Below are 26,185 nucleotides of genomic sequence, written 5' to 3' on the forward strand. Positions count from 1 at the left end.
ACGCTGCCAGCGTGCGAACTTCGGCGGCGTCGGCACGCGCGTTTCGCGAGGGAGGGGCGAGCGAGAAACCCGGTGGCACTATGATGGGCACACATGACGGACTTTGCGCAATGGCCCTGTGAACATGTGAGCGCGGCGAGCACGTTTGGGGTGCACTACGGCGAGCTGGATCGGGTGTATGAGCTGGCGAGCGTGACCAAGCTGCTCAGCGCGTACGCGGTGCTCGTTGCGGTGGAAGAGGAAGCAATTGCCCTGGAGGATCGCATTGGCCCCACTAACGCGACGGTCGCTCAGTTGCTCAGCCACACCGGCGGGGTGGGATTCCAACGCCAGGACAGCACGAGGGAGCCGAATACGCGCCGGGTGTACTCCTCCTATGGCTTCGAACTAGTCGCAGAGCACCTCGAGCAGGCTGCGGGGATGCCTTTTGCTCAATACCTCGACGAGGCGCTGTGCCAGCCGCTCGGGATGGGGCGCACCGAACTGTGGGGTTCGCCTGGGCACGAGGCCCGCTCCACGGCCAATGACCTGTTGCTTTTTGCCAAGGAGGTGCTGCGCCCAACTTTGCTGCACCCCAGCACCGTGCGAAATGCCATACAAAACCACGGTGGCGACCTCCCCGGCGTTGTACCAGGTTACGGTAATCAGAAGCCCTGCCCTTGGGGCCTCGGGTTTGAAATTAAGGGGAGCAAATCGCCGCACTGGACCGGCACCCAAATGCCGGAGGGCACAGTGGGCCACTTTGGGCAGTCGGGGACGTACCTGTGGATTGAGCCCAAGGCAGGGCACGCCGCGGTGGTGCTCACCGACCGCGCCTTCGGCGACTGGGCCAAGCCCCTGTGGGCGGACACCAATGACGAACTGTGGCGCACCGCCACCCAATAGTGGCTAGAACTTTCAACGAGCACTTGAGCAAATGGGGGTGTGAAGTGGTGATTGAGAGTTGATGGGGGAATGCGCAAGGGGGCAGAATCGCGGGCAACACTAGGGATGTTCCCGCGGATGTTCCCGCTGAAGCACGAGGCGTTGGGGAAGACGAAACTCGTCTCAACAGCACAGTTTTTGCTGTTGGTACTCAGTAAAGGGGCCACCCCATGGAGTTGCTCTCCTGCGCGCTGCTCACCATTGCAGATGCGCCTGCCGCAGCGCGCCCTGCGGTTGAAGCCGCGATTGCCGCAACGTTGCGCAGCACCCCGCCGCTGGCTTTGGGCGCTGCTTTCGCGACCGCACCGGACCCTCGTGGCAGCCACTCTCTTGCCCCTTCGGTGTGGGACGCGGCGTTTTGCCGTTGGGAAGTCCAGGGGCGCTGGCCGCGTCGGATAGCGTGCACCCAGCCTTTGTACGCAACGCCGGCTGAGCTACGCCTCCTCGACGACGCCCTCGCCGACCTCGCCCACGCCATGGGCTTTCGCTGCGAGCTCTCCTTTCTCGACGCAGCAGCAGCCTAAGCGCTGTGGCCGTAGTGGCCGTCGCTGAAGGGGTCCAGAATGCGCGTGCTGAGCTCGGCCACGGAATCCACTACGTCGGTGGGGCGGTAGGGGTATTTGTTGATTTCGTGTTCGTCGGAAATGCCCGTGCGCACGAGGATGGTTCGCATGCCGGCTTCGAGGCCGCAGCGGACGTCGGTGTCCATGCGGTCGCCGATCATCACGGAATGCTCCGAATGCGCGCCGATCGCGTTGAGCGCCGAGCGCATCATCACCGGGTTCGGCTTGCCCACGTAGTACGGGTCCTTGCCGGTGGCGGCGGTGATCAGGGCCGCGACCGCACCCGTGGCAGGCAGGACGCCGTGCGGGGCAGGGCCGGTGACGTCGGGGTTCGTGCAAATGAAGCGCGCGCCGGCGTTGATCAGGTTGATCGCGGTGGTGATCGCCTCGAAAGAATAGGTGCGTGTTTCGCCGAGCACCACAAAATCGGGGTTGGAATCCGAGAGCACAAAGCCGTGATCGTGCAGCTCGGTGGTCAGCCCGGACTCGCCTACAACATACGCGGTGCCATCTTTGGCCTGCTGCGAAAGGAACACCGCCGTTGCTGTAGCCGAGGTCCAAATCCGCTCCGGCGGAATGTCCAATCCCGTCCGACGCAGGCGCGCGGCCAAATCGCGCTGCGTGTGGATCGAATTGTTCGTGAGCACCAAAAACTCGATCCCATGCTCCTCAAGCGCACCAATAAACGCATCCGCCCCAGGAATCATCTCCCCTTCACGAATGAGCACGCCATCCATGTCCGTCAAATACGCGATCGTCATTGTCCCTCTCCTCGCCGATCAATCAATTCGCACAACTCATCCAGCGACCTCAGCCCCAGAAACTCCTCCTCCGAAATCCTGATCTGAAACTCCTGCTGCACGCGCACGGCCAGCTCAATCCTCTCCAGCGAATCCAGCCCCGCCTCCTCCAGGGGCACCCCCATCGAAACTTCCTCCGGCAGCAGCGCCCGCAAGCGTACCGACGTCTCCGCCTCCGCCTTCCGGCCCCCTCCTTCCCCCGACGCAACATCTTCCCGGCCCGTCTGCTCTTTGGCCTGCTGACTGGCCTGCTGGTGCTGGTGTTGGGTCAGTGCCGCGAGCTGCTCCTGCAACGACGCCATCAGTGTCCTTTCCGCTGTGCTTCCTGGCCAATTGCCAACGAGGTTAAGCCTACCTGCCCTCCGGGTTGGTTTTCAGGACACCTTTGCCTCAGCAGCGCCCTATATGGCCGGAAGGTGTCCTGGTTTCCGTCGTTGGGTGGCTTTTCCCCTGGCTGGTGCACCTACAGGGTTGGTTTTCAGGACACCTTTACCTCAGCAGCACCCTATATGGCCGGAAAGTGTCCTGGTTTCCGTCGGAACGCCTTCGAAACAAGCCCCAACCTCGTTGACTCCCGGCCGATTTTTGGAAGCGTGGAACCAAATGCTGGCCGCGGCAGTCAAAGAAAGGTATGGGTCGTGATTTCAATGTGGTCACTACGGCACAGTTGTTGCGGCAGGGGTGGACGGAGTCGAAGATTCGCCACTCGCTGCGGAAGCAGAGGCTGTTTCGGGTGTTCAGAGGCGTATACGCGGATGTGCCGGTGACGCCGCTGGTCATTGCGTTTGCGTGTGTGCTGGTGCGCCCGGACATTGTGTTTGAAGGCAGGACGGCGATCGAGCTCTACCGAGGTCAGGAGGTCACGCTTCCGCTTCGGGCCAGGGTGAGGAGTGGGAATCTGCGGAAAGGGATTGCTCATGTGGCACGCTTGCGCCGCACAAGGCTGAAGGCTTATGAGCTGGTAGAGGGCTTGCCGGTGGTGTTGCCGGTCGATGCTGCGCAGGGCGCGCCCGAGCTGGATGGCACGTGTATGGGGTTGTTGGATGATTCCTATGCCGGAAAGTTTGGCCCAAAGCGCCTGGCAAAGGATCTGAAGGAAATGGGGCGGGCGGCGAAGGCGCAGGTCAAGCGCTTTTGTAAGGAGGATGCTGTGATTGGGGCGGACAGTGTTTTTGAGCGCCGGTTTGTGCGTTCTTTGCGCAAGGCCGGCCTGAATCCTGTGCCGCAGTGCATGGTCGCTGGGTATCGGTGGGATGTCGGCTTCCCTAAGGCGAGGGTCGTGATTGACCTTGATTCTGAGAAGTTCCACCTCGATCCCGGTGTGAAGCCGTTCATTGAAGATCGCTGGAAAACCAATGAGGCGCAGGCCTCCGGCTGGATTGCCTTGCGGATTACTGATCAATGCTTACCTATCCATGAGTCCACATTCATTGACGCGATCAAGCGCATTTTGGACCACAGGAGCCGGTATCCACGGCGCCGCCTGCCTGAGCTCAGCCCGAATCCTGTGTGGCGTTGGCATGTGATTCTCCAGGATTTTGCACCCGTTCACTTTTGATGTGCGCACACCCGCATCGGTATCATCGAGTGAATGGATTGGTTGGACCGTGCTCGCGCGCTGCTGGGGGAGCGCAAGGAGGAGGATTTGCCCTCGCTGCCGACGCCTGACCGCGAAGGGCGCGGCGATGGGGTCCATTACTTTGAGTACGGCCTTTCCACCGATTCTCCTGCGACCGTGGTGTTCGTGCACGGTTTCACACTGGCGGCTTCTGCATGGTTTATGCAGGTAGAGGCTGTCGCTCCGCATGCTCGATGTCTGGCGGTGGATTTGCGCGGCCACGGTGAGACGGGGCGCTGGCCGGTCCCGGAGTGCACGATCACTGGCGCCGCCGACGACGTCCTCACCGCACTCACTCACGCAGGCGTCGATGGGCCCTTGGTGTTCGTGGGGCATTCGTTGGGCGGCATGGTGGTGATGAACTTGCTGCGGCGCTACCCTGATCTGCGGGCGCGGGTGCAGAGTGTGATCCTGGTGTCTACGGCGGTGGATTCGATTGCGAGCCAGGGGATTCCGCAGGTCCTCGCGTTGCCGATCGTGGAGAAGATCCGCGACGCCGCCGAAGCCTCACCGAAGGACGTAGCTCGTTTCCGTAAGCGCATTTCGCGTCTGGTTGCGCCCACGCTCGCGACCACCGTCTTCCAGACACCGCTCCCCACCAGTGTGATCAATTTTCACGCGAAACTCATCCATTCCACGCCGCTGGACACCTACGTTGGCTTCCTGGACGAGCTCCAGTCCCACAACGAGGTGGAGGGCGCGCAGGCCCTCCGCGGCATAAAAGGCGTGGTCATGGTAGGTACGCGCGATGCCGTCACCGAGCCCGAGCAGTCCGAGCGCATCGCCGAGCTCTGGGGCTGCGGTCTCCAATTCGCCCGCGACGCCGGCCACATGCTCATCTTCGAACAACCCGCGCTCGTCAACAAAGCGATCTTGAGCGCGCTTCGCTAGCGCCGGTTTCCAGGACACTTTTGCCCCCGCGGCGCCATTGTTTTGTCAAAGGTGTCCTGGTTTCCGTCCTAAGAGCCGCTTCCGACGCGGGCAGCGCCGGTTTTCAGGACACTTTCGCCCCCGCGGCGCCGTAGTTTTGTCAAAGGTGTCCTGGTTTCCGTCCTTGGGCACCAAAAAAGGGGGAGCGCCGCAGCGCTCCCCCGAGACTTCCCCAAGGGGCTCTAAGGCCCTTAGGCCTTGGTTGGGTCGGTGAGGTTGAACTTCTCGGCGGCCTCGGCGGCCACTGAGCGGTCAAGCTTGCCGGCGCGGGCCAGGCCGTTGAGGGCTGCTACTACTACCGATTCGGCGTCGATGTTGAAGTAGCGGCGGGCGGCTGCTCGGGTGTCGGAGAAGCCGAAGCCGTCGGCGCCGAGGGTGGTGTAATCGCCGGGGACGAAACGTCGGATTTGCTCTTGGAGGTCGGTGGCAAAGTCGGAGACTGCGATGTATGGGCCTTCGGCCTTCTTGAGCTGCTTGGTGGCAAACGCCTCTTGCTGCTCCTTGCCGGGATTGCGCAGGTGCTCCTTTTCCAGCTTTGCGCCTTCGCGGGCGAGCTCAACCCAGGAGGTGACGGAGAAGATGTTTGCGGCTACGCCGTAGTCCTCGGCCAGGATCTCCTTGGCGCGCAGGGCTTGCTGCATGCCGATGCCGGAGGCGAGGAGGGAAACCTGGAGGTCGCCCTCGGCCTTCTCGTAGAGGTAGATGCCCTTGTGGAGGCCTTCTACGTCGAGGTTTTCTGGCTCGGCTGGCTGGTGCACTGGCTCGTTGTAGATGGTGAGGTAGTAGATCACGTTCTCACCGCGGCCCTCGCCGTACATGCGGTCGATGCCCTCTGGGATAAGGTGCGCGATTTCGTATGCGAAGGCGGGGTCGTAGGACACGATGGCCGGGTTGGTGGAGGCCAGGATTTGGGAGTGGCCGTCCATGTGCTGGAGGCCTTCGCCGGTGAGGGTGGTGCGGCCTGCGGTTGCGCCGAGGATGAAGCCGCGTGCCATTTGGTCGCCGGCGGCCCAGAAGGAGTCGCCGGTGCGCTGGAAGCCGAACATCGAGTAGAAGATGTACAGCGGGATCATCGGCACACCGTGGGTGGCGTAGGAGGTACCTGCGGCAATGAAGGCGGCGGTGGAGCCGGCCTCGTTGATGCCTTCGTGCATGATTTGGCCGTCGGCCGCCTCGCGGTAGGAAAGCATGAGATCGTGGTCCACTGGCACGTAGTTCTGACCGTGTGGGTTGTAGATCTTCAGGGTGGGGAACCAGGAGTCCATGCCGAAGGTGCGTGCTTCATCGGGGATGATTGGCACGAAGTGCTTGGCCAGTTCCTTGTCACGCATCAGTTCCTTGAATGCGCGGACAACAGCCATGGTGCTCGCCACTTCTTGCTTGCCGGAGCCCTTGCGGAGGCTGCGCAGCGCGTCTGGGGTTGGGCTGTTCAGTGGCTTGTACTGCTCGCGGCGGGACGGCAGGAAGCCGCCGAGCTCCTCGCGGCGCTTGAGCAGGTATTTGATTTCTGGGGAGTCTTCGCCTGGGTGGTAGTACGGCGGCAGGTAGGGATCCTTCTCCAGCTCTTCGTCGGTGATTGGCACGCCCTGCTTGTCGCGGAAATGCTTGAGGTCATCCAGGGTGAGCTTTTTCATTTGGTGGGTGGCGTTGCGGCCCTCAAAGTTGTGGCCAAGGCCGTAGCCCTTGATGGTGTGGGCGAGGATGACGGTTGGACGGTCCTTGATTTCCAAGGCGCGCTTGTAGGCTGCGTAGATCTTGCGGTAGTCGTGGCCGCCGCGTGGCAGGCGCCAGATCTCTTCGTCGGTCCAGTCTTCCACGAGTTTTGCGGTGCGTGGGTCGCGGTTGAAGAAGTGCTCGCGGACGTACTTGCCGTCGTTGGCTTTGAAGGTTTGGAAATCGCCGTCTGGGGTGGTGTTCATGAGTTCCACCAGGGCGCCGTCTTTGTCTGCTTCAAAGAGTTGGTCCCATTCGCGGCCCCAGACAACCTTGATCACAGACCAGCCTGCGCCACGGAAGAAGGACTCGAGCTCCTGGATGATCTTGGTGTTGCCGCGCACGGGGCCGTCGAGACGCTGCAGATTGCAGTTGATCACGAAGGTGAGGTTGTCCAGGTTGTTCAGCGCAGCCATCTGGATGAGGCCGCGGGACTCTGGTTCGTCCATTTCGCCGTCGCCAAGGAAGGCCCAGACGTGCTGGTCAGAGGTGTCCTTGATGCCGCGGTTGTGGAGGTAGCGGTTGAATCGTGCCTGGTAGATGGCGTCCATGGGGCCGAGGCCCATGGAGACGGTTGGGAATTCCCAGAAGTCTGGTTTGCCGTGTGGGTGCGGGTAGGAGGGCAGGCCGCCTTGTGGGCGGGATACTTCCTGGCGGAATCCGTCGAGGTCGTCCTCGGTGAGGCGGCCTTCCATGAAGGCGCGGGCGTACATGCCTGGTGAGGCGTGTCCCTGGAAGAACACTTGGTCGCCGCCACCTGGGTGGTCCTTGCCGCGGAAGAAGTGGTTGAAGCCCACTTCGTAAAGTGGGGCGGCGCCGGCGTAGGTGGAGATGTGGCCGCCTACGCCGATGCCTGGGCGCTGGGCGCGGTGGACCATGATGGCGGCGTTCCAGCGGATCCAACGTCGGTAGCGCTTCTCAATTTCTTCGTCACCTGGGAACTCTGGCTCCATGGTGGTGGGGATGGTGTTGACGTAGTCGGTGGAGGTCATCGGCGGCAGTGGCACGCGTTTTGCGGAGGCGCGCTCGAGGAGGCGCAGCATGATGAAGCGTGCGCGTTCGGGGCTGGAGTCTTCCAGCATGCCGTCGAGGGACTCCATCCACTCGCGGGTTTCCTCTGGGTCAGAGTCGTTGAGATAAGACGCCACGCCGTCGCGGATCATCGCGAAGTTGGTGTCTCCGGTGCGCTTTCCAAAGTTGGGATCAGCCATTCCACACCTCCATATAGTGGTTATCTGCCCGCAGGGGTGCTGGGGGCACAGTTTCGGTATCAGTTTACGCGCGCTTGGGTGGTTTCGGTGATTCCTCCCCGAATGCATGGCTTGGGGTGCAGATTGCATGGACAAGTTGGGTTGATTCCAATATTCTTCGTTGGTGATGAACGCACAACGTAACAAGGAGAAAAGTTCGGTGGAGGACCTCGCGCATCGCTTGGGTGTGCGGGAAGGTCTGCTCGTCCAGGAAGTTGGTTGGGACGAGGATGCAGATAGCTCCATCAGTGAGGCCATCGAGGACATCATCGGCTCCGAATTGCTGGATGAGGACACTGACGAGGCCTGCGACATTGTCCTGCTGTGGTGGCGCGAGGACGACGGAGACCTGGTGGACGGTCTCGTGGATGCTGTCCGTCCGCTCGCGGATGCTGGTCGAATTTGGTTGCTGACCCCTGGTGCCGGCAGGCAAGGCGCATTGGAGCCTGGCGAGATCGCGGAGTCTGCGCAGCTCGCTGGTTTGGTGCAGACCCGCGCCGAGCGTCTTGGCAATTGGCAGGGTTCCTGCCTGGTGCAGCGCTCCGGCAAGTAGTGCACAAAAACGCCCTGAACTTTCGTTTTGTGTTTCGTCTCGGTGGCGTGTTATCTTTTCTTCAGCAGTCACGCTTGCGTGGTGCTGATGCGCGCCTTTAGCTCAGCTGGGAGAGCAGCTGGTTTACACCCAGCAGGTCGGCGGTTCGAGCCCGTCAGGGCGCACAATGTATAGCAGTCAAGCGGTCAAACCCACAGGTTTAATCCTGGGTTTGGCCGCTGATCGCGTTTTGGGCGACCCCCTCACCCCCTGGCACCCCGTGGCTCTCTACGGAGCCTACGCCGCCTGGCTGGAGCGCAAGCTGTACGCGGACACGAAGCTGCGCGGCGCTGTGTACGTCGTTGCTGCTGTGGCCCCGCCTGTGGCCGCTGCGTGCTGGGCCGCGCGCAAGGCTCCGAATGCGGCGCTGGCTGTGAGTGTGGCGGCGGCGCTGGGCGGGACCACGCTGGAGCGTACGGGGATGAAGATGGCGGCGGCGTTGGAGTCTGCGAGGGAGCAGGAGGCGCGGGAGTTGGTGCCGTGGCTATGTTCGCGCGACCCGGCGCTGCTGGACGCCGAGGGGATGGCAAGGGCCACCGTGGAATCGCTTGCGGAGAACACTTCCGACGCCGCCATCGCCCCCATCATCTGGGCGTTCGCCGGCGCGCCCGGCGTGGTGCTGCATCGCTGCGTGAATACGCTGGATGCGATGGTCGGCTACCGTAGCGAGCGCTACCAGAACTTCGGCTTCGCAGCCGCAAAACTCGACGACGCCCTCGCCTTCATCCCCGCCCGCGCCACCGCCCTCACGCACCTCGGGATCGCCACCAGCCTCGGCCGCGGCAAGCAGGCACTCCGCGCATGGCGCCACGACGCCCCCTGCCACCCCAGCCCCAACGCAGGCCCCGTGGAAGCTACGGCGGCCGCGGCTCTCGGTGTCCAGCTCGGCGGGCGCACCGAGTACTCCTATGGGGTTGAAATGCGTCCGGTCATGGGCACCGGCAAAAGCCCCACGATTTCCGACGTGCGCAAGGCCGTGCGTCTCAGCCGCGCAGTGCAGCTCACCGTGGGTGCGGCAGTGGCTGGCGGGATGTGGATGCGAGCCAAACGAGCCTAGAAGTTATCCCTGCGGATTTCGCGGTTGCGCAGCTTATCGCTCCTGGATTTGCCGTAGCGGCTGCGGGTGGCTTGCTGTGTGACCCGCTGGACGCCTGCTTGGGTGGGGGCTGGGGCGCTGGCGGCGTCGGAAAGCGAAAGCTCCTCCTGCTCCTCCCGCACGCGGCGGCGTTCGCGCAGCTCAGCGTAGATAAAGTAGCCCATGCCGAGCGGTGCCATGATGCCGAAGGCGATCCACTGGAAGCCGTAGGAGAGGTGGTTGCCGCGGTCGAGTTTGGGGATCGGGATGGGGTTGAGGGCGCCGGGTTGGCCCTCGGCGAGCAGGAGGTAATCCTGGCCGAGGTCGCTGCCTGTGAGCTGGGCGATTTGCTCGGTGTTGATGCCGTAAACCTGGGTGTAGCCGTCGGCTTCCATGGGGGGCGTTTGCGGCAACACTTCGTTTTTGCGGGCGTGCGCCACGATGGAGACCTCGCCCCCAGGTGCCGGCGCGATCTGGGGCGCACTGCCGGCTTCATCCGGTTCGAAACCGCGGTTGACCAGCATGACTTCCCCCGAATTGAGCTCGAAGGGTACCAGCGACTGATACGCCGGCGTGGACTCCACCGGCCGCAGGCGCAGCAACGTTTCTTGGTCGCTCAGGTAGCGGCCCGTGATTTGGACCCGCATCCACTCGTTGTCGCCTTGGATGGCGCCGGTGGTGCTGAAGATTTCCGCAAAGGCCGCCGGGTCTACCTCGAAGGCGCGTTCCACGTGGTCATTGCGCTCAACGATCTGCCGATCCTTGCCGAGCTGCCACGGGGAAAGCACCGTGAACGCCAAGTAAGAAAACGCCACGACCAGCAAAATGGTGAACACCCATCCGGGTTTGAGGAAGACCTTCAGATTTTCCATGACCGCTTAGACTCCCTAGACCTCTAGGCCTCTTGGAGGCGCTGCTCGATCCACGCCAACAACTCCGGCATGGCCGCCTCGATCTCCTTGCGTACCTGCCGGAAGCCCTCCGGGGGACCGTAGTAGGGGTCCTCCACGTCTTGGCCAACGGCGTTGGGATCAAACGACTTCAACAAGCGCACCTTCTGCGGCTCAAACCCCGAACGCAGCAGTTCACGCTGGTGCCCCTGATCCATTGCGATCACAAGATCTGCCGCCTTGTCAGCGGCGCTCACCTGGGCTGCGCGGTGCCTGGAGCCGTCGTAACCTGCGAAGCGAAGCTCCTCCACAGCCCGGCGATCCGCGCCCTCCCCAACATGCCAACCGCCGAGGCCGCAGGAGCTGACGCGCACCTGGCCCTCCAGCCCGGCGTCCTCGATTTTCGATTGCAGAATCACATCACCCATCGGCGAGCGGCAAATGTTGCCGGTGCACACAAAGACCACATGAAGTTGGGAAGCGCTAGCCGAGCTGGTCACGAACAATTCCTTTCAGTTCATCCATGGACTGCGCCAAAGCATACGCCTGTTCCCACTCCTGGGGATAACCGTGGCCCCAGCGCACAAGCACAGTGCGGATGCCGTGGGCAGCAGCGCCGACGACGTCGTGGTGGCGGTCACCGATCATGAGCACCGAGCCAGTGGGGCTGCTGGGTGGATTGAGCTGCTTGAGCTGGCGCAGGACGTGCGCGATGACGTCGCTTTTTGCCTCCCTGCCGACGCTGCGATCCGCACCACCGATGACATCGAACAGGTGCGCCACCCCGAGGTGCTCAAGCATTCGACGTGCGATCACCTCGCCTTTGCTCGTGGCCGTGCACAGTGTTTTACCTTCGCGTTTCCATTGCTCAAGCGTTTCTTCCCAGCCGGGAAACAGTGCGCAATCGCGCCAGCCGGTGGAATCGTAGCTCGCGCGGAAGGCCTTGCTTGCGGCCGTTATCTGCTCGGCGGTGAAGCCGAGGGCGGCGAAACTCTCCTCGATTGGCGGGCCCGAGACGCGGCGCAGGAATTCCTCATCGGGCAACGGATGCCCTACAGCTTCCATTGACGCCTCGAACGCCGCCCGGATGCCGGGGTAAGAGTCGATGAGCGTGCCATCGACGTCAATCAGAAGGGTGCTCATGGGTTTCAAGCATAGAAGGGGTTGGTTTTCAGGACACGTTTGGGGTTTGGCCGGTGTGGTTTGGGCAAAGGTGTTCTGGTTTCCGTCGAGGTTGAGTGTGGGCGTTGGGGTTTGGGTGGGAAGGGTTGGTTTTCAGGACACGTTTTGGGTTTGGCCGGTGTGGTTTGGGCAAAGGTGTCCTGGTTTCCGTTGTGGTTGGGTGTGGGCGTTGGGGTTTGGGTGGGAAGGGTTGGTTTTCAGGACACGTTTGTTTCCAGCCTGCAACGGTTACTTCAAAGGTGTCCTGGTTTCCGTCGCAACCAAGCCCCAAGGCCCCAAGCCCCAAGCCTCAAGCCCCAAGCCCCAAAGCCTGAGCCTCCGCCAACCCATGCTTTAGAATCGGCGGCATGAGTTCTCCCGATAGCGTCGCGCGGATGCGGCTACATGGTGACGTCGATGCACGGGGCATGGAGCATGACTTTGCGGTGAACGTTGCGGGGTCGCAGCCGCAGTGGCTGAAGGCTGCGATGGTGGAGGCGCTGGAGGGGATCGCGGCCTATCCGGGGGCTGAGGAGTTGCGGCGGGCGGAGGCGGCGCTGGCCAGGGTGCATGGTGTGGCTGCAGAGAACGTTGTGTTGTTGGCGGGGGCGTCGGAGGGCTTTGCACGACTGCCGCAGCTTGCTGCTGGTCGAGGGATTGCAGCGGCGGCGGTGGTGCATCCTGGGTTTTCGGAGCCGCAGCATGTGTGTGAGGAAGTCGGCATGGACGTTGAGCTGCTGGTTCTTGATCCGCCCTTCGCAAGCCTGCCTATCGGTTTCAACGCAGCGGAGAAAATGGTGGTGATCGGCAACCCCACAAATCCAACAGGGGTGGTCTTTGAGGAGGCGGCGCTCGCAGGCATTGGGGCGAAATTGCTGGTGGTCGATGAGGCTTTTCTGGACATGGTGGATTCAGTCCCTTCGCTGGCCAAGCGAGCCGCGCGCGACCCCAACATTTTGGTCCTGCGCAGCCTCACGAAGACCTGGGGCATCGCGGGTCTGCGGCTTGGGTATGCGATCGGGACGCCGGAGACCCTCGCCGAGCTCATGCGCGGGCGCAGCCATTGGCCGATGGGCACCGTGCAGATCGCGGCGGCCCTGGCAGTGGCGGAGCATGGGGAGGAGGAACTCGTCGGAATCCGCACGCAGGTGGCTGCAGAGCGCCGCGAGCAGCTTGCCCGGCTTCAGGACCTCGGGTTTGCTGAGGCGAGCCCCGGGCATCCGCAGGTACCGTTTATGCTGCTGCGCACCCCGTGGCCTCCTGAGCAGGCGGAACAGGTGCGGCAGCAGTTGCGCGCCCATGGGATCAGTGTGCGTCGCTGTGACACGTTCCCGGGGCTCGGGCGCGAATTTTGGCGCCTCGCGGTGCGCTCGAAGGAGCAGGTCAGCGCCCTGATCACAGCAATCACAACAATCACGGCAATCACAGCTATCAGAAACCAACAGTAGGGACCAACATGCCAACAACAACCGTCGAACACATCCGCCGCGCGCTTGAGCAGGCGTACCCGCCGCACCTGGCAGAGAGCTGGGATGCCGTGGGGTTGATTTGCGGGGACCCCGAGGCACCCGTGCGCAAAGTTGCATTCGCGTTGGATTGCACGCTTGAGGTCGCCGAGGCGGCTGTGGCGTGCGGCGCTGACATGTTAGTGGTGCATCATCCGTTGTTGTTGCGCGGGGTGACGTCGGTAGCTGCAGATACCCCGAAGGGACGCGTGATCCACACCCTGATCCGTGCCGGCGTGGCGCTGTTCGCGGCGCACACGAACGCGGATTCGGCGCGGCCTGGGGTGAATGACCGCCTCGCGGAGCTCGTGGGCATCAGCTCCGGGCGGCCGATCATGCCCAAGCTCGATTCCCTGGAAAAATGGGGCGTGCAGGTGCCAAAGCAGCAGGCAGAGGCGTTGAAGAGGGCGCTTTTCGACGCGGGCGGCGGCAGCATTGGCAACTACAAGGAATGCGCGTTCAACGTCGAGGGGCGCGGCGAGTTCACCCCTTTGGCGCAAGCGGATCCCACGATCGGGCAGCAGGGGCGCCATGAGGAGGTGGCGGAGGTGCGCGTGGAGTTTGTTGCGGAACCGAAGCGCCGCAAAGCAATTCTCGCTGCACTGCGCGATGCACACCCTTACGAGGAGCCGGCGTTCGATGTGGTGGCAATGGAGCCCACCGAAGACCTGGACACCGCGTTCGGTCTCGGCCGGGTGGGGGAGTTGCCTCAGCCCATGCGCTTTGCCGACTTTGTGCAGCAGGTAGCCGACGCCTTGCCAGAGACCGCCTGGGGCGTGCGCGCTGCGGGCAACCCTGACGCTATGGTGCATCACATCGCTGTGTCCTCCGGTTCCGGGGATGGCTTCCTTAGCGCGGCGGCCAAGCTGGGCGTGGATGTGTATGTGACCTCTGACCTGCGCCATCACCCCGTGGATGAGCACCTGCGCGCCGGGGGACCGTTCGTGGTGGACACCGCGCACTGGGCTAGCGAGTTTCCGTGGACCAGCCAGGCTTCCGAGGTGGTGGCACAGGCGTGTCCTGAGGTTGAGGTGGAGGTCCTGGGGATTCGCACCGACCCGTGGACTATTTCCGCGCACCCGCGAGTACAGTAGGAACCTAGCGTTTTTGCTTGGAGAAAGGATCACTTTAGCTCATGGCACTCACTCTTGACCCAGCCACCCAGGGGCTCTTGCTCGAGCTTGCGAACTTGACCAGGGCGCAGTCTGTGAACGTGGCCCAAAAGAAGCCAGAGGAAGTGGTGTTGCTGGAGCGGCTCCAGGCTAAGCTTGTGCGGGCTGAGCAGGGTGTTTCCAGTGCGCAGATGGCTGTGGATGACATGGAGCTGGAGGTGCTGCGCATCCAGGAGGATGAGCGGAAGTTGCGGCGCCGTTTGTCGGATAGCACCCAGCAGTTGCGTGCGGCCACGGACCCGGAGCTGCGCCGGGATTTGCAGCATGACGTTGCCGCGGCAACCTCGCGCATCAATAACCTCACTGGTGAAATGCAGGAGGCACACAATGAGCTGCATGCCCTGCGCCAGAATGTGGATTTCCATGGGGCAAAGCTCGATGAGGCGCGCCGCGAGGTAGAGGCGGCGCAGCGCGCGGTCGATGCCCTGGGCACCAATGATGAAGCGCAGGAGGACCCCGCGGCACGCATTGAGGAGCTTCGCGCGGCATTGCCTGCAGAGGCGGTTGCGGCCTTCGACGAGGAGCGCGCAATCAATGGCGTGGGCGTGGCCGAGTTCAATGGGCGTTCCTGTGGCGGTTGCTTCATTGTGTTGCCACCTGCAGATATCAGCGCCATCAAGCGCACCCCGGCGAACGAGCTGCCCCAATGCCCCGATTGTAGCTCCTACCTGGTCTTTTCACGTTCTTAAGGTGGCGCAATGAAGTTGATGATCCAAGCCGATGGCGGCTCTCGCGGCAACCCGGGTCCGGCGGGTTCGGGCAGCGTGGTCCTCGACGCCACCGGCAAACCGCTGGCCACAGTGAGCTATGTGGTGGGCCGCGCCACCAACAACGTGGCTGAGTACCACGGCCTCCTCCAGGGCCTCATCAAGGCCCGCGAGCTGGGCGGCACAGACATTGTGGTGCGCATGGACTCCAAGCTCGTTGTGGAACAGATGGCAGGCCGCTGGAAGATCAAGCACCCGGACATGAAAGAACTCGCGCTCAAGTGCCAAGAGCTGGTGCGGCAATTCAATAGCGTGGAGTTCGAGTGGGTGCCGCGCGCGAAGAACAAGCTCGCCGATGAACTCGCCAACAAAGCCATGGACGCCCTGCTCCGCGGCGCCCCCGAAGGCGTTCTGGAGAGCAGCGAAAACAGGTCCCCTTCCGACGTCCCCGCCTCCTCCACCGCCTCTTCCTCCGACACCCCGGGCACCGGCACGTCCCAGGCCGCGGCGGAGGAACAACATGAAACGTGCCCAACTACCTGGAATGGGGCAACCGGTGCACCATTGCGGTTGATCCTTCTGCGCCACGGCCAAACCGAAATGAGCGCAAAGCGCCAGTACAGTGGGCGCTCCAATCCGCCGTTGAGCGAGGTAGGGGAGCAGCAGGCGAAGGCGGCGGCGAAGGTGCTGGGCGCGCGCGGTGGCATTAACGCAGTGGTGTCCTCGCCGCTCGAGCGCTGCCAGCAGACCGCGCACTACGCCGCTGAGGCCTTAGGATTTGAAGCCCAGGACGTGGAAACGCTCGAGGAACTTATTGAGCTGGACTTTGGCGCCTGGGAAGGGCTGACGTTCCAACAGGCGCATGAGCGCGACCCGGAGTTGCACACGCAATGGTTGCAGGACCCAAAGGTCGCGCCGCCAGGGGGTGAGTCCTTGCAGGCGAGCTTCCGCCGGGTCAAGCGAGGGTTTGAGCAGCTCATGGAACGCCACGCAGGGAAGAACGTGCTGGTGGTAAGCCACGTCACTCCGATCAAGTCCCTGATCCGGATGGGGCTCGGTGCGCCGGCGAGCGTGTACCACAGCTTGCACCTAGACCTCGCCTCAATTTCCATTGTGGAGTTCTACCCTGACGGCCCAACGTGCGTGCGCTGTGTGAATGATACCGCTCACTTGCGGTATTCTTAGAGCTCGGAATGAGCTGGCTGGGTGATCGCGGCCGCCCGTACCTGGTGCTGAAGCGCCAGGCGGGGGTCGAGGAAAGTCCGGACTCCACAGAGCAAGGTGGTTGCTAACGGCAACCCGGGGCGACCCGCGGGATAGTGCCACAGAAAGGAAACCGCCTTGGGTTTTCCCAAGGTAAGGGTGAAAGGGTGCGGTAAGAGCGCACCAGCAGGTCAGGTGACTGGCCTGGCTCGGTAAACCCCACCTGGAGCAAGGCAGAAGGGCGTACCACACGGTATGCGTGCACATGCGTTTGAGGGCTGCTCGCCCGAGGCATGAGGGTAGCTGCTTGAGGCCTCCAGCAATGGTGGCCCTAGATGGATGATCGCCGCCGCCTTCGGGAGGCACAGAATCCGGCTTATAGGCCAGCTCATTCCCGCATACCCGCCGGCAAATGTTCCGGGGTCGTGGCATGATCGTCCACATGAAGCTCTACGCAGCCGCGCTTGATTTTGAGCCCATTGCCCAGGAGTTTGGCGTGCAGCGCCAGGTTCCGGAGGTAGCCCGCAAGGAGGCCGAACGCCTGGCGGCCGAGGGCCTGCCACCGGCAGATCGCCGCGCCGACCATACGGACATCCCCTTTGTCACCATCGACCCACCCGGCTCCAAGGACCTGGACCAGGCGGTATTCATCAAGAAGTTGCCGGATGGCTTTAAGGTGCTGTACGCGATTGCAGACGTCCCCGCGTTCGCGGAGTTCGGCCGGGCACCTGCGGTCCGGGCCGCGTCGTTTGAGCGGGGCCAAACCATCTACTTGCCCGACGGCGCCGCCCGGCTGCACCCCGAAGCCATTTCGGAAGGCGTGGCGAGTTTGCTCCCGCAGGAGCTGCGGCCGGTGGTGCTGTGGAGCATTGACCTGGACCTTCAAGGCGAGGTGCGGGGCGTGCAGGTGGAGCGCTCCACGATTCGTTCGCGGGCGCAACTCACCTATGAGCAGGTGGAAGGCTGGTTGCGGACTGATGAGCTCCCCGAGGCGATTGTGCACCTTGAGGAGGTGGGCAAGCTGCGCCAGGCTTCACATTTGCGCAGGGAGGCGATCAATTTGCGGCTGCCGGCGCAGCGCGTGGAGATCACCGACGGCAAGGCGCACCTGGTGGTGGAGCCACGCTACCGGAGCATGGACTACAACTCAGAGATTTCGCTGCTCGCGGGAATGTGCGCGGGCCAAATGATGGCTCAAGCGGGCGTTGGCGTGTTGCGCACGCTGCCTGCTGCCACTGCCGATGCGGTCCAGGAGTTCCGCGCCGAAGCCCGCGCCCTGGGAGTAGCAGGTGCGCAGGACATGCCGATCACGCAAATTATCGACGAGCTCAACGTGGATACCCCGCAAGGTCTCGCGCTGATGCGGGTGGCGCAGGGCTTGCTGCGGGGCTCGGACTACCAAAACCTCAGCACACACGGCGCCGAGCTACACGCCGGGGTGGGCGGCTTCTACAGTCACGTCACCGCGCCGCTTCGCAGGCTGATCGACCGCTACGCAACCGAGTTTTGTTTGAGCATTTGTGCTGGTGCTCCTGTTCCTGAGTGGGCGCAGGAGGGGCTCGATGAGGCGATTGCCACGATGCGGCGTACCGGCCAGCTCGCCAGTGCGGTGGATCGGGCGTGCTTGGACCTCACGGAGGCGTCGGTGTTGCAGGAGTCGGTTGGTGAGATCTTCAACGCCGTGGTGCTCAGCAGCAATGGCAAGCGTGCCCAGGTGCTGCTGCACACCCCGCCGGTGATGGCCACTTGTGAAGGTCAGCTCGCTGCGGGCAGTCAAGTGCAGGTGCGCCTGGTGGAGGCTGACCCGCAGAGCCGAAGCGTGACGTTTACTGCTGGCCCGCCTACTCTGCCTGCTCGCTGAGGGCGACTGCGGCGGGCAACCCACTGTCCAGCACAATAAGGTTGAGGCCGTCTTCGTTGAGGTCGGCAATAAAGTTTTTCAACTGAGAGTCGCGCACAAGTGCTACAACCGCGCCTGTTGCGCCGGCTTCCAGGCTGCGGGCGATAAACGCGCCGCGGACCTTGAGGAGTTCGGCCAGGGGCGCGTCGGCACCGCAGACCCCATACTCCGAGGCCAGCGCTGCCTGGGAGGCGTCGAGGATCGCGGGGAGTTCCTCGGGGCGCCGTGAGCGGATTGCCCGCACGGCCTTAGTTGCGCGCTGCGTTTCGGTTTCCACGAAGGTGAGCCAGTCGCGTGCCTCGTCCAGGGTGGGGGAGCCTTCGGTGCCGTGGACGGAGTGTACGGCGCTCAGCCAGTCCATGACGCGCGGGGTGGCGTCGGGGAGTAGGCGTAGGCTCTCAGCGGCGAATGCCTTGGCGGCTTCGGTGATGAATGCTTGCCGACGCGCCAGCTCGCCATGCTGTGCGGCGTAGCTCGGCGGGATCACCACCACAGGCACCATCTGCAGGAACTCAACAGGGCCTGGAGCGGGGGAGATGGAGTGATCGGCGTAGTCGATGATGTTGAGCGAATTGCCGGTGCCCCGCAGCGCTGTGGTGTAGCGGAACCGCAATTGTGAAGGCTGGAGCTTTTCTGCTGGGGTGGTGGCGCTTGCGCTTGCACAGGCCTCGGCGAAGCGTGCGAGTTGGGGTGGGGTGTCGGCGTCGTCCAAGTGTGCAGTTAGTGCGAGCACCACCGCTGCTTCCAGCGCGGCTTCTTCGCCGAGGCCGGCGCCCGAGGGGATGTCGCTGAGCGCGGTGATGTCAAAGCCGTGGGTTTCGCGGGAAAGCATTTGCCGGTGCACCATCGTGGCAATGAGGTTTGCGATCCTTGCCGCGGGATCTTCGCTTGTCAGCGGTGTATCCGCATGCATTGAGGTGTCCAGCTCCGCGCGAAATGAGCCAACCTTCACGGGTTCTGGGGCAGCGGATTGCTGGGCTTGAAGCTGCTGGAAGTCACCCACGCGGTAGCAGGTCAGCGAGATTGCATCATCCAGGCGTGGGGAGAGTACCACCGCGGTGCGGAACTTGGTTTGGTAGGCGAGCACGATGCCGCCCGCGTGGTCCGTGTGCTCACCGAGCAGCGCCCACGTCCCTGGCGCGGATGCCGCGGCCTGGAAGCTGGCGAAGGTGGCCTTGTGGACCTTTTCTGCCATTTCCACGAGGTTGTAGGAGGGGTTGTGGATTGGTCCCGAATCTGGCCACACAGGCATGAATGCCACTCCTTTAATGTATTGGGGGCGCAGCGCGCAAAACAGTGTTGAGTGTAGCCGATGGCCCGGTCACGGCTCCACGCGCCAAAAAATTCTGCACGCACCCGGTGGCCTCTCCTACACTGGTGCCCACAGCGTTTCCACACCCAACACACTCCAACACACTCCAAGGAGGCATTTGCCATGAGCGATTGGTACTACAACCCTGAAACCAAGCAGGTGGAGCAAGGCAAGGTTTCAGGCTTTGACAAGCGCATGGGTCCCTACGCATCTAAGGAAGAAGCCGAGCGCGCACTTGACATCGCGCAGCAGCGCAACGAGGCGGCTGATGCCTACGACGAGCAATACGAGGATGAAGACTAGCCCCGAGACTAGCCCTTCTTCTTCCGCTTCTTTGCTTCTTTCGCCGCCTTCGCTGCCTTTGCTTCAGCTTTGGCCTGCTTCTTTTGCTGCTTCTTCGCGGCGTGCATCAGTTGGTCGTATTGTGCCTCGATGAGTTGGAAGTCGGCAAAAGCCTCGCGCATCTGCTGCACACCCAGCTCACGGTAGTGCTGGTAGCACACGCCGTAGGCGAAGGTGTCTTCGCCGTGGCGCGCAGCGATCTTCGCCTTGCGCGCGAGCGTATCCCGGATGGTCACGCTGTCCTGGAATTCCCCGAGTGATGTCTGCGCGCGCTTGCACACCGAGTACAGGTCCCCGATGGGCAGTTTCTTGGCGTAGCCTTCCGAGCGCGCCGCTTCTCCCACGGCCTCTGTGACGTAGCGCAGCTTCTTAATAGATTTGCGCAGGGTGTGGAAGCCCTCTTCAAAGTCACTGACGTTGCCGCCCCAGGAACCTTTTTCAGCAGCATCCATAATGTGTGTGAAGTCAGCAATCTCAGTGAACCTCTTGGCTGCCTTCCTGTAGCTGCGTTCTAGCTTGGGGAGTAGCGCGAAGGTGGTCAGCTCAGCCACGTCAGCTTTCCCATCCGCGTCCCCGTCCACAGCAACTTCACCCCCTTCAGCCTCAGCGAGCGGCGGGTCGCTCAGGAAGGCCTCGAGCCAGCTCAGCAAGGTGAGGTAGCGCTCGTCGTCAAGGGTGCGCACAACCCTGTCATGTGCTCGCAGGTAGTCGCGCTGCAACTGTGCCCGAAGTGCGGCGCTCGCCGCGTCGTCAATCGCCGGGGTGGGGGACTGCTCGAGCCATCCCGCAACTTTGTCGCGAATGACTTCGGCGTCGCGTGCCTTGCCGAGGATCGCGGCGAGCTGTTTGAGGGCTTCGTCCAGGCGACTGGTGGCACCGGGTGCGAACATGTCCGCGAATGCGCTGAGGTGACTGCGCAGCTCACGGGTAGCAACGCGCATCTGGTGAATGGAGTTCCATTCGTCGCGGCGCACCTTGGGATCCATCTGCACAATCGTCTCCACGTTCCGCGCGAGCGACTCCAGCACCGACTGCGCCGCAGGGTCCTCCAGCTCAGCCAGACCCGGAGGGTGCGGGGCATTGCGTTCCGACGCGCCCAAGGCGGACACCAACTTCGAGGGGCTCTGGGAGGGCACCGCTCCAGCGTTGAGCAGCGCTTCGCGCGCCTGGTTGAGGATTTCCTCGGCCACACCGAGTTCCATTGCGGCTTCGGTGGCTTCTGCCTCCCATTCACGCCATTCGGTGGTGCTACCTCCGGGGAGGTAGGAGGTGGCGGTGACGTGGTCGTCGCTGATCTCCGCGATTGCTTGGCCTTGGGTGTTTTCCAGCAGGATTTCGTGGCGCTCATTGTCCACCCTGGCGATAGGCACCAGCTCCAGGCCTCGCACGATGGCGCGGACATGGGCGCGCACCACGTCCGGCACCTCGTATTTGCTGCTCTGCGCCATGCTCAGTACGGCGTCGGTGTCCAGCTCGTCCTGCAACGGGGTGTGCAGCTCCAGGCGCCCCATGCTTTGCGGCAACTTCACATGCCAGCCGGAGTCTTTGCCGCCCAGGCGCCGGCGCAGCGTGATCTTATTTCTGGTGAGGCGCAGATCCTCGGTGTCAAAGTACAGCGCGGAAAGGTGGTGGACAACCGGCTTTCCCACCTGGGCCACACCTTCAAGCTGGTTGAAATCCGGCAGGTCGGCGTGCGGATCCGCCGGGTTGGGAGCGAACTTCAGCTCGAGCTCCACGTGCTGGGACTGTGCGTTGGTGGCCATACAACAGTTCTAGCATTGCCCCCTGATTCCGGCTAGAGAACAAGGAGACAAAACTGGGGCAAGAATAGGGTAATTTTCGCAGGCTAGCCCCCAAATTGCGGTGCGTGTCCGAGGTGTTGCCTATCGTTGTGGGTATGAATTCACAACAGGAATACGTGCTGCGCACCATTGAGGAACGAGATATCAAGTTCGTGCGCCTGTGGTTTACAGACATTTTGGGCAGATTGAAGTCCGTTTCCGTAGCCCCGGCTGAACTGGAAAGTGCCTTTGAAGAGGGCATTGGCTTTGACGGTTCCTCGATTGAGGGCTTTTCCCGCGTGTCTGAGGCAGACACGATTGCCATGCCGGATCCTTCCACATTCCAGATCTTGCCCTTTGATGATGACGATTCGCCTCTGCAAACCGCCCGGATGTTCTGCGACATCCTCACGCCCGATGGCCAGCCCTCCTATTCAGACCCCCGGCAAGTGCTGCGCCGCCAAGCCTCCTTGGCGGCAGACGAAGGCTTCGAGTGCCACGTCTCCCCAGAAATCGAGTTCTACCTGGTGAAGTCCCTGGATACCGACGGCCAGCCGCCCATCCCCACAGACAACGGCGGCTATTTTGACCAGGCAACCCAGAACGCAGCACCCTTCTTCCGCAGGCAAGCCATGCTCGCCCTGGAATCCATGGGCATCCCGGTAGAGTTCTCCCACCACGAAACCTCCCCCGGCCAGCAGGAGATCGACCTCCGCTACGCCGACGTCCTCACCATGGCGGATTCCGTGATGACCTTCCGTTACGTGATGAAGCAAATCGCCATGCACAACGGGGTGAGCGCCACCTTCATGCCCAAACCATTCCAGCAATACGCTGGGTCGGCCATGCACACCCACATGTCCTTGTTTGAAGGAGACATCAACTCCTTCCATGACCCCGACGAGGAATTCAGCCTCTCCACCACCGCAAAGCAGTTTGTAGCAGGTATCTTGGCACATTCCTCCGAAATCGTGGCCGTGACCAACCAATGGACCAACTCCTACAAGCGCATCCTCTTTGGCAATGAGGCCCCCACCTCCGCCACCTGGGGTGTATCCAACCGCTCCGCGCTGGTACGAATCCCCACCTATCGCCTTGGCAAGGCGGAGTCACGGCGGGTGGAGGTGCGTTTGCCGGACAGCGCCTGCAACCCCTACCTTGCCTTTGCTGTGCTCCTCGGCGCCGGTTTGAAGGGCATTAAGGAGGGCTATGAAGTTCCAGAGCCCGCCGAAGAAGACGTAGCTCTGCTCTCAGTGCGCGAACGCCGCGCACTGGGCTACCAAGACTTGCCCACCAGCCTGGACCAGGCGCTACGCAAGATGGAGCAATCAGAATTCATGGCGGAGGTCCTCGGCGAGCACGTCTTTGAGTATTTCCTACGCAACAAGTGGCGTGAGTGGCACGACTACCAGCAGCAAATCACCCCTTGGGAATTGGCAACCAACTTGGACTATTAAGGGACTATTAAGGGTTGGCAAGGCCTGGAGAGGGTGAGAGAGTTTGCAGTCAGGAGCAGCACAATGAGCAATCACAGCAACAGCGCGCGCACAACACTTCCCACCATTGGCGCGTTGGGCCTCAACGGTATGCACGCACACCAGGACCTGGAGTGGCTGGGGTGGTGGAACACAGAAAGCATTGACTTGCTCTGGGGCCTCACCGGCGTAGGTGACCCAGACCTCGCCCTCAACACCCTCATCCGCCTCATGCAAACCGTTGATGACGCTGAACGCGCCGAGCTCGACGCTCAGCTCCGCAGCGACCTCACCTTCCGAGTCCGCCTGTTTTCCCTCCTCGGTGGGTCCGCAACCTTGGGCGACCACCTTGTGGCCAATCCACACCTGTGGCGGGAAATCAGCAAACCCATCCCCACCCGAGCGGATATGTTCAAAGAGTTGCTCAGCGCCATCGAGGCGGAGCCAGCGGGGGAATTGGTGCCGGAAGGGGAAGCAGATGGAGAAGGGTTCGGTGCCCCAGAACCAGATCCAGACCCCAACCCAGATCCAGCTTCTGCAGACCTCCGCAGCCACGGCACATACCGTGCCGGGCCTTCCCGATCCGGCGCTGAGGCCGAGCAGGTTCTGCGCAAGACCTACCGCAACCTGCTGATGCGCATCGCCGCAGTGGACCTGGCCGGCACGTTCCTTGACGATCCCCGCCGTCAAGGCCAGCCCGCCGTGAGCTTCCGGGTTGTCACCCATGCCCTCGCGGACCTCGCCGATGCGGCGCTCACCAGCGCCTTGGCCGTGGCCGTGCGCACCGTCTATGGGGACGCACCAATCGACTCTCGTCTCGCGGTCATCGCCATGGGCAAGTGCGGCGCGAGGGAACTCAATTACATCTCGGACGTGGACGTTATCTTCGTTGCCGAGCCAGTAACCGCCCGCGGCACCAGGCTGGCCGGTGAGTTCATTCGCATCGGCTGCAACGCCTTCTTCGAGGTGGATGCGGCACTGCGCCCAGAGGGCAAGCACGGCGCGCTCACAAGAACTCTGGAATCCCACGTCACCTACTACAAACGCTGGGCAGACACCTGGGAGTTCCAGGCCCTGCTCAAGGCCCGTCCGATGACCGGCTATATGCCCCTGGGTCAGGCCTATCACCAAGCCATCGGCCCCATGGTGTGGGAAGCCAGCCAGCGAGAATCCTTCGTAGACGACGTCCAAGCCATGCGCCGCCGCGTCCTGGACAACGTGCCGGAAAAGCTCAAAATACGGGAGCTGAAACTGGGCGAGGGCGGCCTGCGCGACGTCGAATTCGCTGTGCAACTCCTGCAGCTCGTCCATGGGCGTTCCGACGAAACCCTGCGGGTGCTAGCCACAGTGGATGCACTTGAGGCTTTGGTGGCGGGCGGTTACGTCGGCCGCGAAGACGGCTCTGAGCTGGTGCGCGCATATGAATTTCTGCGTCTGCTGGAACACCGTCTCCAACTCCAAAAGGTCAAGCGCACACATACCCTTCCGCAAGAGTCCGATGCGAAGAATCTTCGGTGGTTGGCCCGCGCCTCCGGAATGAAGAGTTCCAAACTGGCGTCTTCTGAGCAGGCTTTGGATGACACCCTTCGCAAGGTCCGCCTGCAAATCTCGAGCCTGCACCGAAAGCTGTTCTACCGCCCACTGCTCAACTCGGTGGTGAACTTCGATGCCGGCACCATCAACCTCAGTCCCGAGGCGGCGAAGCTGCAACTGAAAGCCCTGCGCTACCGCTTCCCCGACCGTGCATTTGAGCACCTCAAGGCTCTTGCGGCAGGCAGTGGGCGAAAGGCCAAAATCCAGGCGCTCTTGCTGCCGATCCTCATGGAGTGGCTGGCAAACACGGCTGACCCAGACGCAGGCTTACTCAACTACCGCAAGCTCTCCGAGGCGGCCGAGGACCGCACTTGGTTCCTGCGCATGCTGCGTGATGAGGGAATCGTGGCCCAACGCCTCATGACTATTTTGGGCAACTCTCCATATGCTGCTGACCTGTTTATTTCCACCCCGGACGTGGTCAAGTTGCTCGGCGACGGCGCCACCGGCCCCAAACTTCTGGAACGCTCCTCAGACACGATCACCAAATCCCTAGTGGCCGCCGCCGGTAGGCAAAACGACCCCACGAAGGCGATTAACGTGGCTCGCTCGCTGCGCAGAAACGAGCTTGCCCGCGTGGCCGCGGCTGACCTGTTGAGCCTGATGGGCACCCGTGAGGTCTGCGAAAGCCTTTCCAACGTGTGGAACGCGGTGTTGGAGGCCGCAATCCGGGCGGAGGTCAAAGCTTCGCTGAAGGAACTCGGCGTGGACAAACCACTGGCGCGCATAGCCGTGATTGGCATGGGCCGCCTAGGGGGCGCGGAACTTGGCTATGGCTCGGACGCCGACGTGATGTTCGTGTGCGATCCCGCCGAAGGCGTTGCCGAAAACGATGCCGTGAAGTGGGCCATCAGTGTGTGCGAGGGCCTGCGCACCCGCCTGGCCACGCCTTCGGGCGACCCACCACTGGAAGTGGACTTGGGCCTGCGTCCTGAAGGGCGCTCGGGTGCGGCGGTGCGCACGCTGGAGTCCTACAAGCAGTACTACGAACGCTGGGGCGAAATCTGGGAAATCCAGGCATTGCTTCGCGCCACCGACGTTGCAGGCGACCGCGACCTCGGCGTGCGCTTCCTCAAGATGATCGATACCTTCCGCTACCCAGCCCAAGGCACCAGCGCGGCCACCATCAAAGAGGTGCGCCGCATGAAAGCCCGCGTGGACAACGAGCGCCTTCCCCGCGGCGCCGACCGCAACACGCACACCAAGCTGGGCAGGGGAGCACTCACGGACATTGAATGGACGGTGCAACTGCTCACCCTGGAACACGCCCACGAGTACCCCCAACTGCAAAACACTTCAACTTTGGAGGTCCTGGAGGCAATCGGTGAGGCCGGAATCCTGCCTGCCACCCAAGTGGACATCCTCACCGAGGCCTGGCTCACCGCCACCGAGGCCCGCAACTCCATTGTGTTGGTGCGCGGAAAGCGCGTAGATCAACTCCCACAGCCAGGGCCCCAATTGGCCGCGGTAGCTGGCGCCGCCGGTTGGGACCCAAACCAGTCCCAAGAATTCCTGGACCACTACCTCAAGGTCACCCGCCGCGCCCGCAAAGTGGTGGACCAGGTGTTCTGGGGAGAAGAGGTATCGCCCCACGAATACTAGAAATACCAGGGTGAAATGGGGGAGATCCCCCAGTGACGGCAAGCAGCACCGCGCCTAGCCTTGGAAAGGGTACGCAG

21 protein-coding genes, 1 tRNA gene, 1 other RNA gene and 1 pseudogene are annotated in these 26,185 nt (G+C 62.6%); 16 read left to right on the forward strand and 8 right to left on the reverse strand.

Features of this window, described 5'->3' with window-relative positions; translation table 11 throughout:
• Positions 1-93: 93 nt before the first annotated feature.
• The gene (locus NQ018_RS00225) at positions 94-885 is read left to right on the forward strand and encodes a serine hydrolase domain-containing protein (protein ID WP_257057354.1); all 792 of its coding nucleotides are present in this window, start codon (positions 94-96) and stop codon (positions 883-885) included.
• Between the two features lie 209 nt (positions 886-1,094).
• Positions 1,095-1,448: a hypothetical protein gene (locus NQ018_RS00230; RefSeq protein ID WP_257057356.1), complete on the forward strand. Its 354-nt coding sequence runs from the start codon at positions 1,095-1,097 to the stop codon at positions 1,446-1,448.
• On the opposite strand, the gene NQ018_RS00235 is transcribed toward NQ018_RS00230, so the two are convergent.
• Both NQ018_RS00235 and NQ018_RS11465 read right to left on the reverse strand, forming a co-directional pair.
• Positions 1,445-2,248, reverse strand: coding sequence for an HAD-IIA family hydrolase (locus tag NQ018_RS00235; protein WP_257057359.1), 804 nt, complete (start codon positions 2,246-2,248; stop codon positions 1,445-1,447). The genes NQ018_RS00230 and NQ018_RS00235 overlap by 4 nt on opposite strands.
• Complete coding sequence (locus NQ018_RS11465; protein WP_306428833.1) at positions 2,245-2,589, reverse strand: acyl carrier protein; 345 nt, start codon at positions 2,587-2,589, stop codon at positions 2,245-2,247. The genes NQ018_RS00235 and NQ018_RS11465 overlap by 4 nt, the downstream gene beginning before the upstream one ends.
• A gap of 329 nt (positions 2,590-2,918) precedes the next feature.
• Between NQ018_RS11465 and NQ018_RS00245 the strand changes: the two genes are divergently transcribed.
• On the forward strand, positions 2,919-3,845 hold the full coding sequence (locus NQ018_RS00245) for a type IV toxin-antitoxin system AbiEi family antitoxin domain-containing protein (protein ID WP_257057362.1): 927 nt from the start codon (positions 2,919-2,921) through the stop codon (positions 3,843-3,845).
• A gap of 33 nt (positions 3,846-3,878) precedes the next feature.
• Positions 3,879-4,796, forward strand: a complete 918-nt coding sequence (locus NQ018_RS00250) for an alpha/beta fold hydrolase (RefSeq protein WP_257057364.1) — start codon at positions 3,879-3,881, stop codon at positions 4,794-4,796.
• A 230-nt stretch (positions 4,797-5,026) separates the two neighbouring features.
• Here the strand turns inward: NQ018_RS00250 and aceE are convergent, their stop codons facing one another.
• Complete coding sequence (gene aceE, locus NQ018_RS00255; RefSeq protein ID WP_257057366.1) at positions 5,027-7,759, reverse strand: pyruvate dehydrogenase (acetyl-transferring), homodimeric type; 2,733 nt, start codon at positions 7,757-7,759, stop codon at positions 5,027-5,029.
• Between the two features lie 166 nt (positions 7,760-7,925).
• Here aceE and NQ018_RS00260 point away from each other — a divergent pair, with 166 nt between their 5' ends.
• From NQ018_RS00260 to NQ018_RS00270, 3 genes are all read left to right on the forward strand, one after another.
• Complete coding sequence (locus NQ018_RS00260; RefSeq protein ID WP_257053192.1) at positions 7,926-8,351, forward strand: DUF3052 domain-containing protein; 426 nt, start codon at positions 7,926-7,928, stop codon at positions 8,349-8,351.
• Positions 8,352-8,442: 91 nt separating this feature from the next.
• A tRNA-Val gene (locus tag NQ018_RS00265) sits at positions 8,443-8,515 on the forward strand.
• A gap of 47 nt (positions 8,516-8,562) precedes the next feature.
• A complete protein-coding gene (locus tag NQ018_RS00270; protein ID WP_257057368.1) occupies positions 8,563-9,447 on the forward strand; it encodes a CobD/CbiB family cobalamin biosynthesis protein in 885 nt (294 codons plus the stop codon).
• Here NQ018_RS00270 and NQ018_RS00275 read toward each other — a convergent pair.
• The 3 genes from NQ018_RS00275 to NQ018_RS00285 are packed head-to-tail and all read right to left on the reverse strand — an operon-like array spanning position 9,444 to position 11,498.
• Positions 9,444-10,337, reverse strand: a complete 894-nt coding sequence (locus tag NQ018_RS00275; RefSeq protein WP_257057370.1) for an SURF1 family cytochrome oxidase biogenesis protein — start codon at positions 10,335-10,337, stop codon at positions 9,444-9,446. The genes NQ018_RS00270 and NQ018_RS00275 overlap by 4 nt on opposite strands.
• 23 nt (positions 10,338-10,360) lie before the next feature.
• On the reverse strand, positions 10,361-10,855 hold the full coding sequence (locus NQ018_RS00280) for a low molecular weight protein-tyrosine-phosphatase (protein WP_257057372.1): 495 nt from the start codon (positions 10,853-10,855) through the stop codon (positions 10,361-10,363).
• Complete coding sequence (locus tag NQ018_RS00285) at positions 10,839-11,498, reverse strand: HAD hydrolase-like protein (protein ID WP_257057374.1); 660 nt, start codon at positions 11,496-11,498, stop codon at positions 10,839-10,841. Before NQ018_RS00285 ends, NQ018_RS00280 begins: the two co-directional genes overlap by 17 nt.
• Positions 11,499-11,884: 386 nt before the next feature.
• Between NQ018_RS00285 and NQ018_RS00290 the strand changes: the two genes are divergently transcribed.
• The 6 genes and pseudogenes from NQ018_RS00290 to NQ018_RS00315 form a co-directional block, all read left to right on the forward strand.
• Complete coding sequence (locus tag NQ018_RS00290; RefSeq protein WP_306428834.1) at positions 11,885-12,964, forward strand: aminotransferase class I/II-fold pyridoxal phosphate-dependent enzyme; 1,080 nt, start codon at positions 11,885-11,887, stop codon at positions 12,962-12,964.
• 8 nt (positions 12,965-12,972) lie between these two features.
• Positions 12,973-14,115 carry a Nif3-like dinuclear metal center hexameric protein gene (locus NQ018_RS00295; protein ID WP_257057376.1) on the forward strand — a complete coding sequence of 381 codons (1,143 nt, stop codon included), beginning with the start codon at positions 12,973-12,975 and terminating at the stop codon, positions 14,113-14,115.
• Between the two features lie 41 nt (positions 14,116-14,156).
• Positions 14,157-14,882 carry a zinc ribbon domain-containing protein gene (locus NQ018_RS00300; protein ID WP_257057378.1) on the forward strand — a complete coding sequence of 242 codons (726 nt, stop codon included), beginning with the start codon at positions 14,157-14,159 and terminating at the stop codon, positions 14,880-14,882.
• Between the two features lie 9 nt (positions 14,883-14,891).
• Positions 14,892-16,085 (forward strand): bifunctional RNase H/acid phosphatase, encoded by a 1,194-nt coding sequence (locus NQ018_RS00305; RefSeq protein ID WP_257057380.1) that lies wholly within the window; start codon positions 14,892-14,894, stop codon positions 16,083-16,085.
• Between the two features lie 9 nt (positions 16,086-16,094).
• Positions 16,095-16,498: RNase P RNA component class A (gene rnpB, locus NQ018_RS00310), an RNA gene on the forward strand.
• Between the two features lie 47 nt (positions 16,499-16,545).
• Positions 16,546-17,948 (forward strand): annotated as a pseudogene (locus NQ018_RS00315) (RNB domain-containing ribonuclease); the annotation flags it as partial.
• On the opposite strand, the gene NQ018_RS00320 reads toward NQ018_RS00315, so the two are convergent.
• A complete protein-coding gene (locus NQ018_RS00320) occupies positions 17,945-19,255 on the reverse strand; it encodes a galactokinase family protein (protein ID WP_257057384.1) in 1,311 nt (436 codons plus the stop codon). The pseudogene NQ018_RS00315 and the gene NQ018_RS00320 sit on opposite strands and share 4 nt — an antisense overlap.
• Positions 19,256-19,438: 183 nt before the next feature.
• Between NQ018_RS00320 and NQ018_RS00325 the strand changes: the two genes are divergently transcribed.
• Complete coding sequence (locus NQ018_RS00325; protein WP_257057386.1) at positions 19,439-19,618, forward strand: hypothetical protein; 180 nt, start codon at positions 19,439-19,441, stop codon at positions 19,616-19,618.
• Between the two features lie 8 nt (positions 19,619-19,626).
• Here the strand turns inward: NQ018_RS00325 and NQ018_RS00330 are convergent, their stop codons facing one another.
• A complete protein-coding gene (locus NQ018_RS00330) occupies positions 19,627-21,420 on the reverse strand; it encodes a CYTH and CHAD domain-containing protein (protein WP_257057389.1) in 1,794 nt (597 codons plus the stop codon).
• Between the two features lie 134 nt (positions 21,421-21,554).
• Here NQ018_RS00330 and glnA point away from each other — a divergent pair, with 134 nt between their 5' ends.
• Together glnA and NQ018_RS00340 are read left to right on the forward strand one after the other, a co-directional pair.
• Positions 21,555-22,895 (forward strand): type I glutamate--ammonia ligase, encoded by a 1,341-nt coding sequence (glnA, locus tag NQ018_RS00335; protein WP_257037971.1) that lies wholly within the window; start codon positions 21,555-21,557, stop codon positions 22,893-22,895.
• A 63-nt stretch (positions 22,896-22,958) separates the two neighbouring features.
• Positions 22,959-26,108 (forward strand): bifunctional [glutamine synthetase] adenylyltransferase/[glutamine synthetase]-adenylyl-L-tyrosine phosphorylase, encoded by a 3,150-nt coding sequence (locus tag NQ018_RS00340; RefSeq protein ID WP_257057392.1) that lies wholly within the window; start codon positions 22,959-22,961, stop codon positions 26,106-26,108.
• Positions 26,109-26,185 lie beyond the last annotated feature (77 nt).

Origin of the sequence: Corynebacterium kozikiae (assembly GCF_024580965.1) — a bacterium.
Taxonomy (GTDB): Bacteria; Actinomycetota; Actinomycetes; order Mycobacteriales; family Mycobacteriaceae; genus Corynebacterium; species Corynebacterium kozikiae.

Bases quoted from the DNA above. Each gene is read 5' to 3' on its own strand.
- NQ018_RS00225 (WP_257057354.1), top strand. From the start codon at position 94: ATGACGGACTTTGCGCAATGGCCCTGTGAACATGTGAGCGCGGCGAGC.
- NQ018_RS00230 (WP_257057356.1), top strand. From the start codon at position 1,095: ATGGAGTTGCTCTCCTGCGCGCTGCTCACCATTGCAGATGCGCCTGCC.
- NQ018_RS00235 (WP_257057359.1), bottom strand. From the start codon at position 2,248: ATGACGATCGCGTATTTGACGGACATGGATGGCGTGCTCATTCGTGAA.
- NQ018_RS11465 (WP_306428833.1), bottom strand. From the start codon at position 2,589: ATGGCGTCGTTGCAGGAGCAGCTCGCGGCACTGACCCAACACCAGCAC.
- NQ018_RS00245 (WP_257057362.1), top strand. From the start codon at position 2,919: ATGGGTCGTGATTTCAATGTGGTCACTACGGCACAGTTGTTGCGGCAG.
- NQ018_RS00250 (WP_257057364.1), top strand. From the start codon at position 3,879: ATGGATTGGTTGGACCGTGCTCGCGCGCTGCTGGGGGAGCGCAAGGAG.
- aceE (WP_257057366.1), bottom strand. From the start codon at position 7,759: ATGGCTGATCCCAACTTTGGAAAGCGCACCGGAGACACCAACTTCGCG.
- NQ018_RS00260 (WP_257053192.1), top strand. From the start codon at position 7,926: ATGAACGCACAACGTAACAAGGAGAAAAGTTCGGTGGAGGACCTCGCG.
- NQ018_RS00275 (WP_257057370.1), bottom strand. From the start codon at position 10,337: ATGGAAAATCTGAAGGTCTTCCTCAAACCCGGATGGGTGTTCACCATT.
- NQ018_RS00285 (WP_257057374.1), bottom strand. From the start codon at position 11,498: ATGAGCACCCTTCTGATTGACGTCGATGGCACGCTCATCGACTCTTAC.
- NQ018_RS00290 (WP_306428834.1), top strand. From the start codon at position 11,885: ATGAGTTCTCCCGATAGCGTCGCGCGGATGCGGCTACATGGTGACGTC.
- NQ018_RS00295 (WP_257057376.1), top strand. From the start codon at position 12,973: ATGCCAACAACAACCGTCGAACACATCCGCCGCGCGCTTGAGCAGGCG.
- NQ018_RS00300 (WP_257057378.1), top strand. From the start codon at position 14,157: ATGGCACTCACTCTTGACCCAGCCACCCAGGGGCTCTTGCTCGAGCTT.
- NQ018_RS00305 (WP_257057380.1), top strand. From the start codon at position 14,892: ATGAAGTTGATGATCCAAGCCGATGGCGGCTCTCGCGGCAACCCGGGT.
- NQ018_RS00320 (WP_257057384.1), bottom strand. From the start codon at position 19,255: ATGCCTGTGTGGCCAGATTCGGGACCAATCCACAACCCCTCCTACAAC.
- NQ018_RS00325 (WP_257057386.1), top strand. From the start codon at position 19,439: ATGAGCGATTGGTACTACAACCCTGAAACCAAGCAGGTGGAGCAAGGC.
- NQ018_RS00330 (WP_257057389.1), bottom strand. From the start codon at position 21,420: ATGGCCACCAACGCACAGTCCCAGCACGTGGAGCTCGAGCTGAAGTTC.
- glnA (WP_257037971.1), top strand. From the start codon at position 21,555: ATGAATTCACAACAGGAATACGTGCTGCGCACCATTGAGGAACGAGAT.
- NQ018_RS00340 (WP_257057392.1), top strand. From the start codon at position 22,959: ATGAGCAATCACAGCAACAGCGCGCGCACAACACTTCCCACCATTGGC.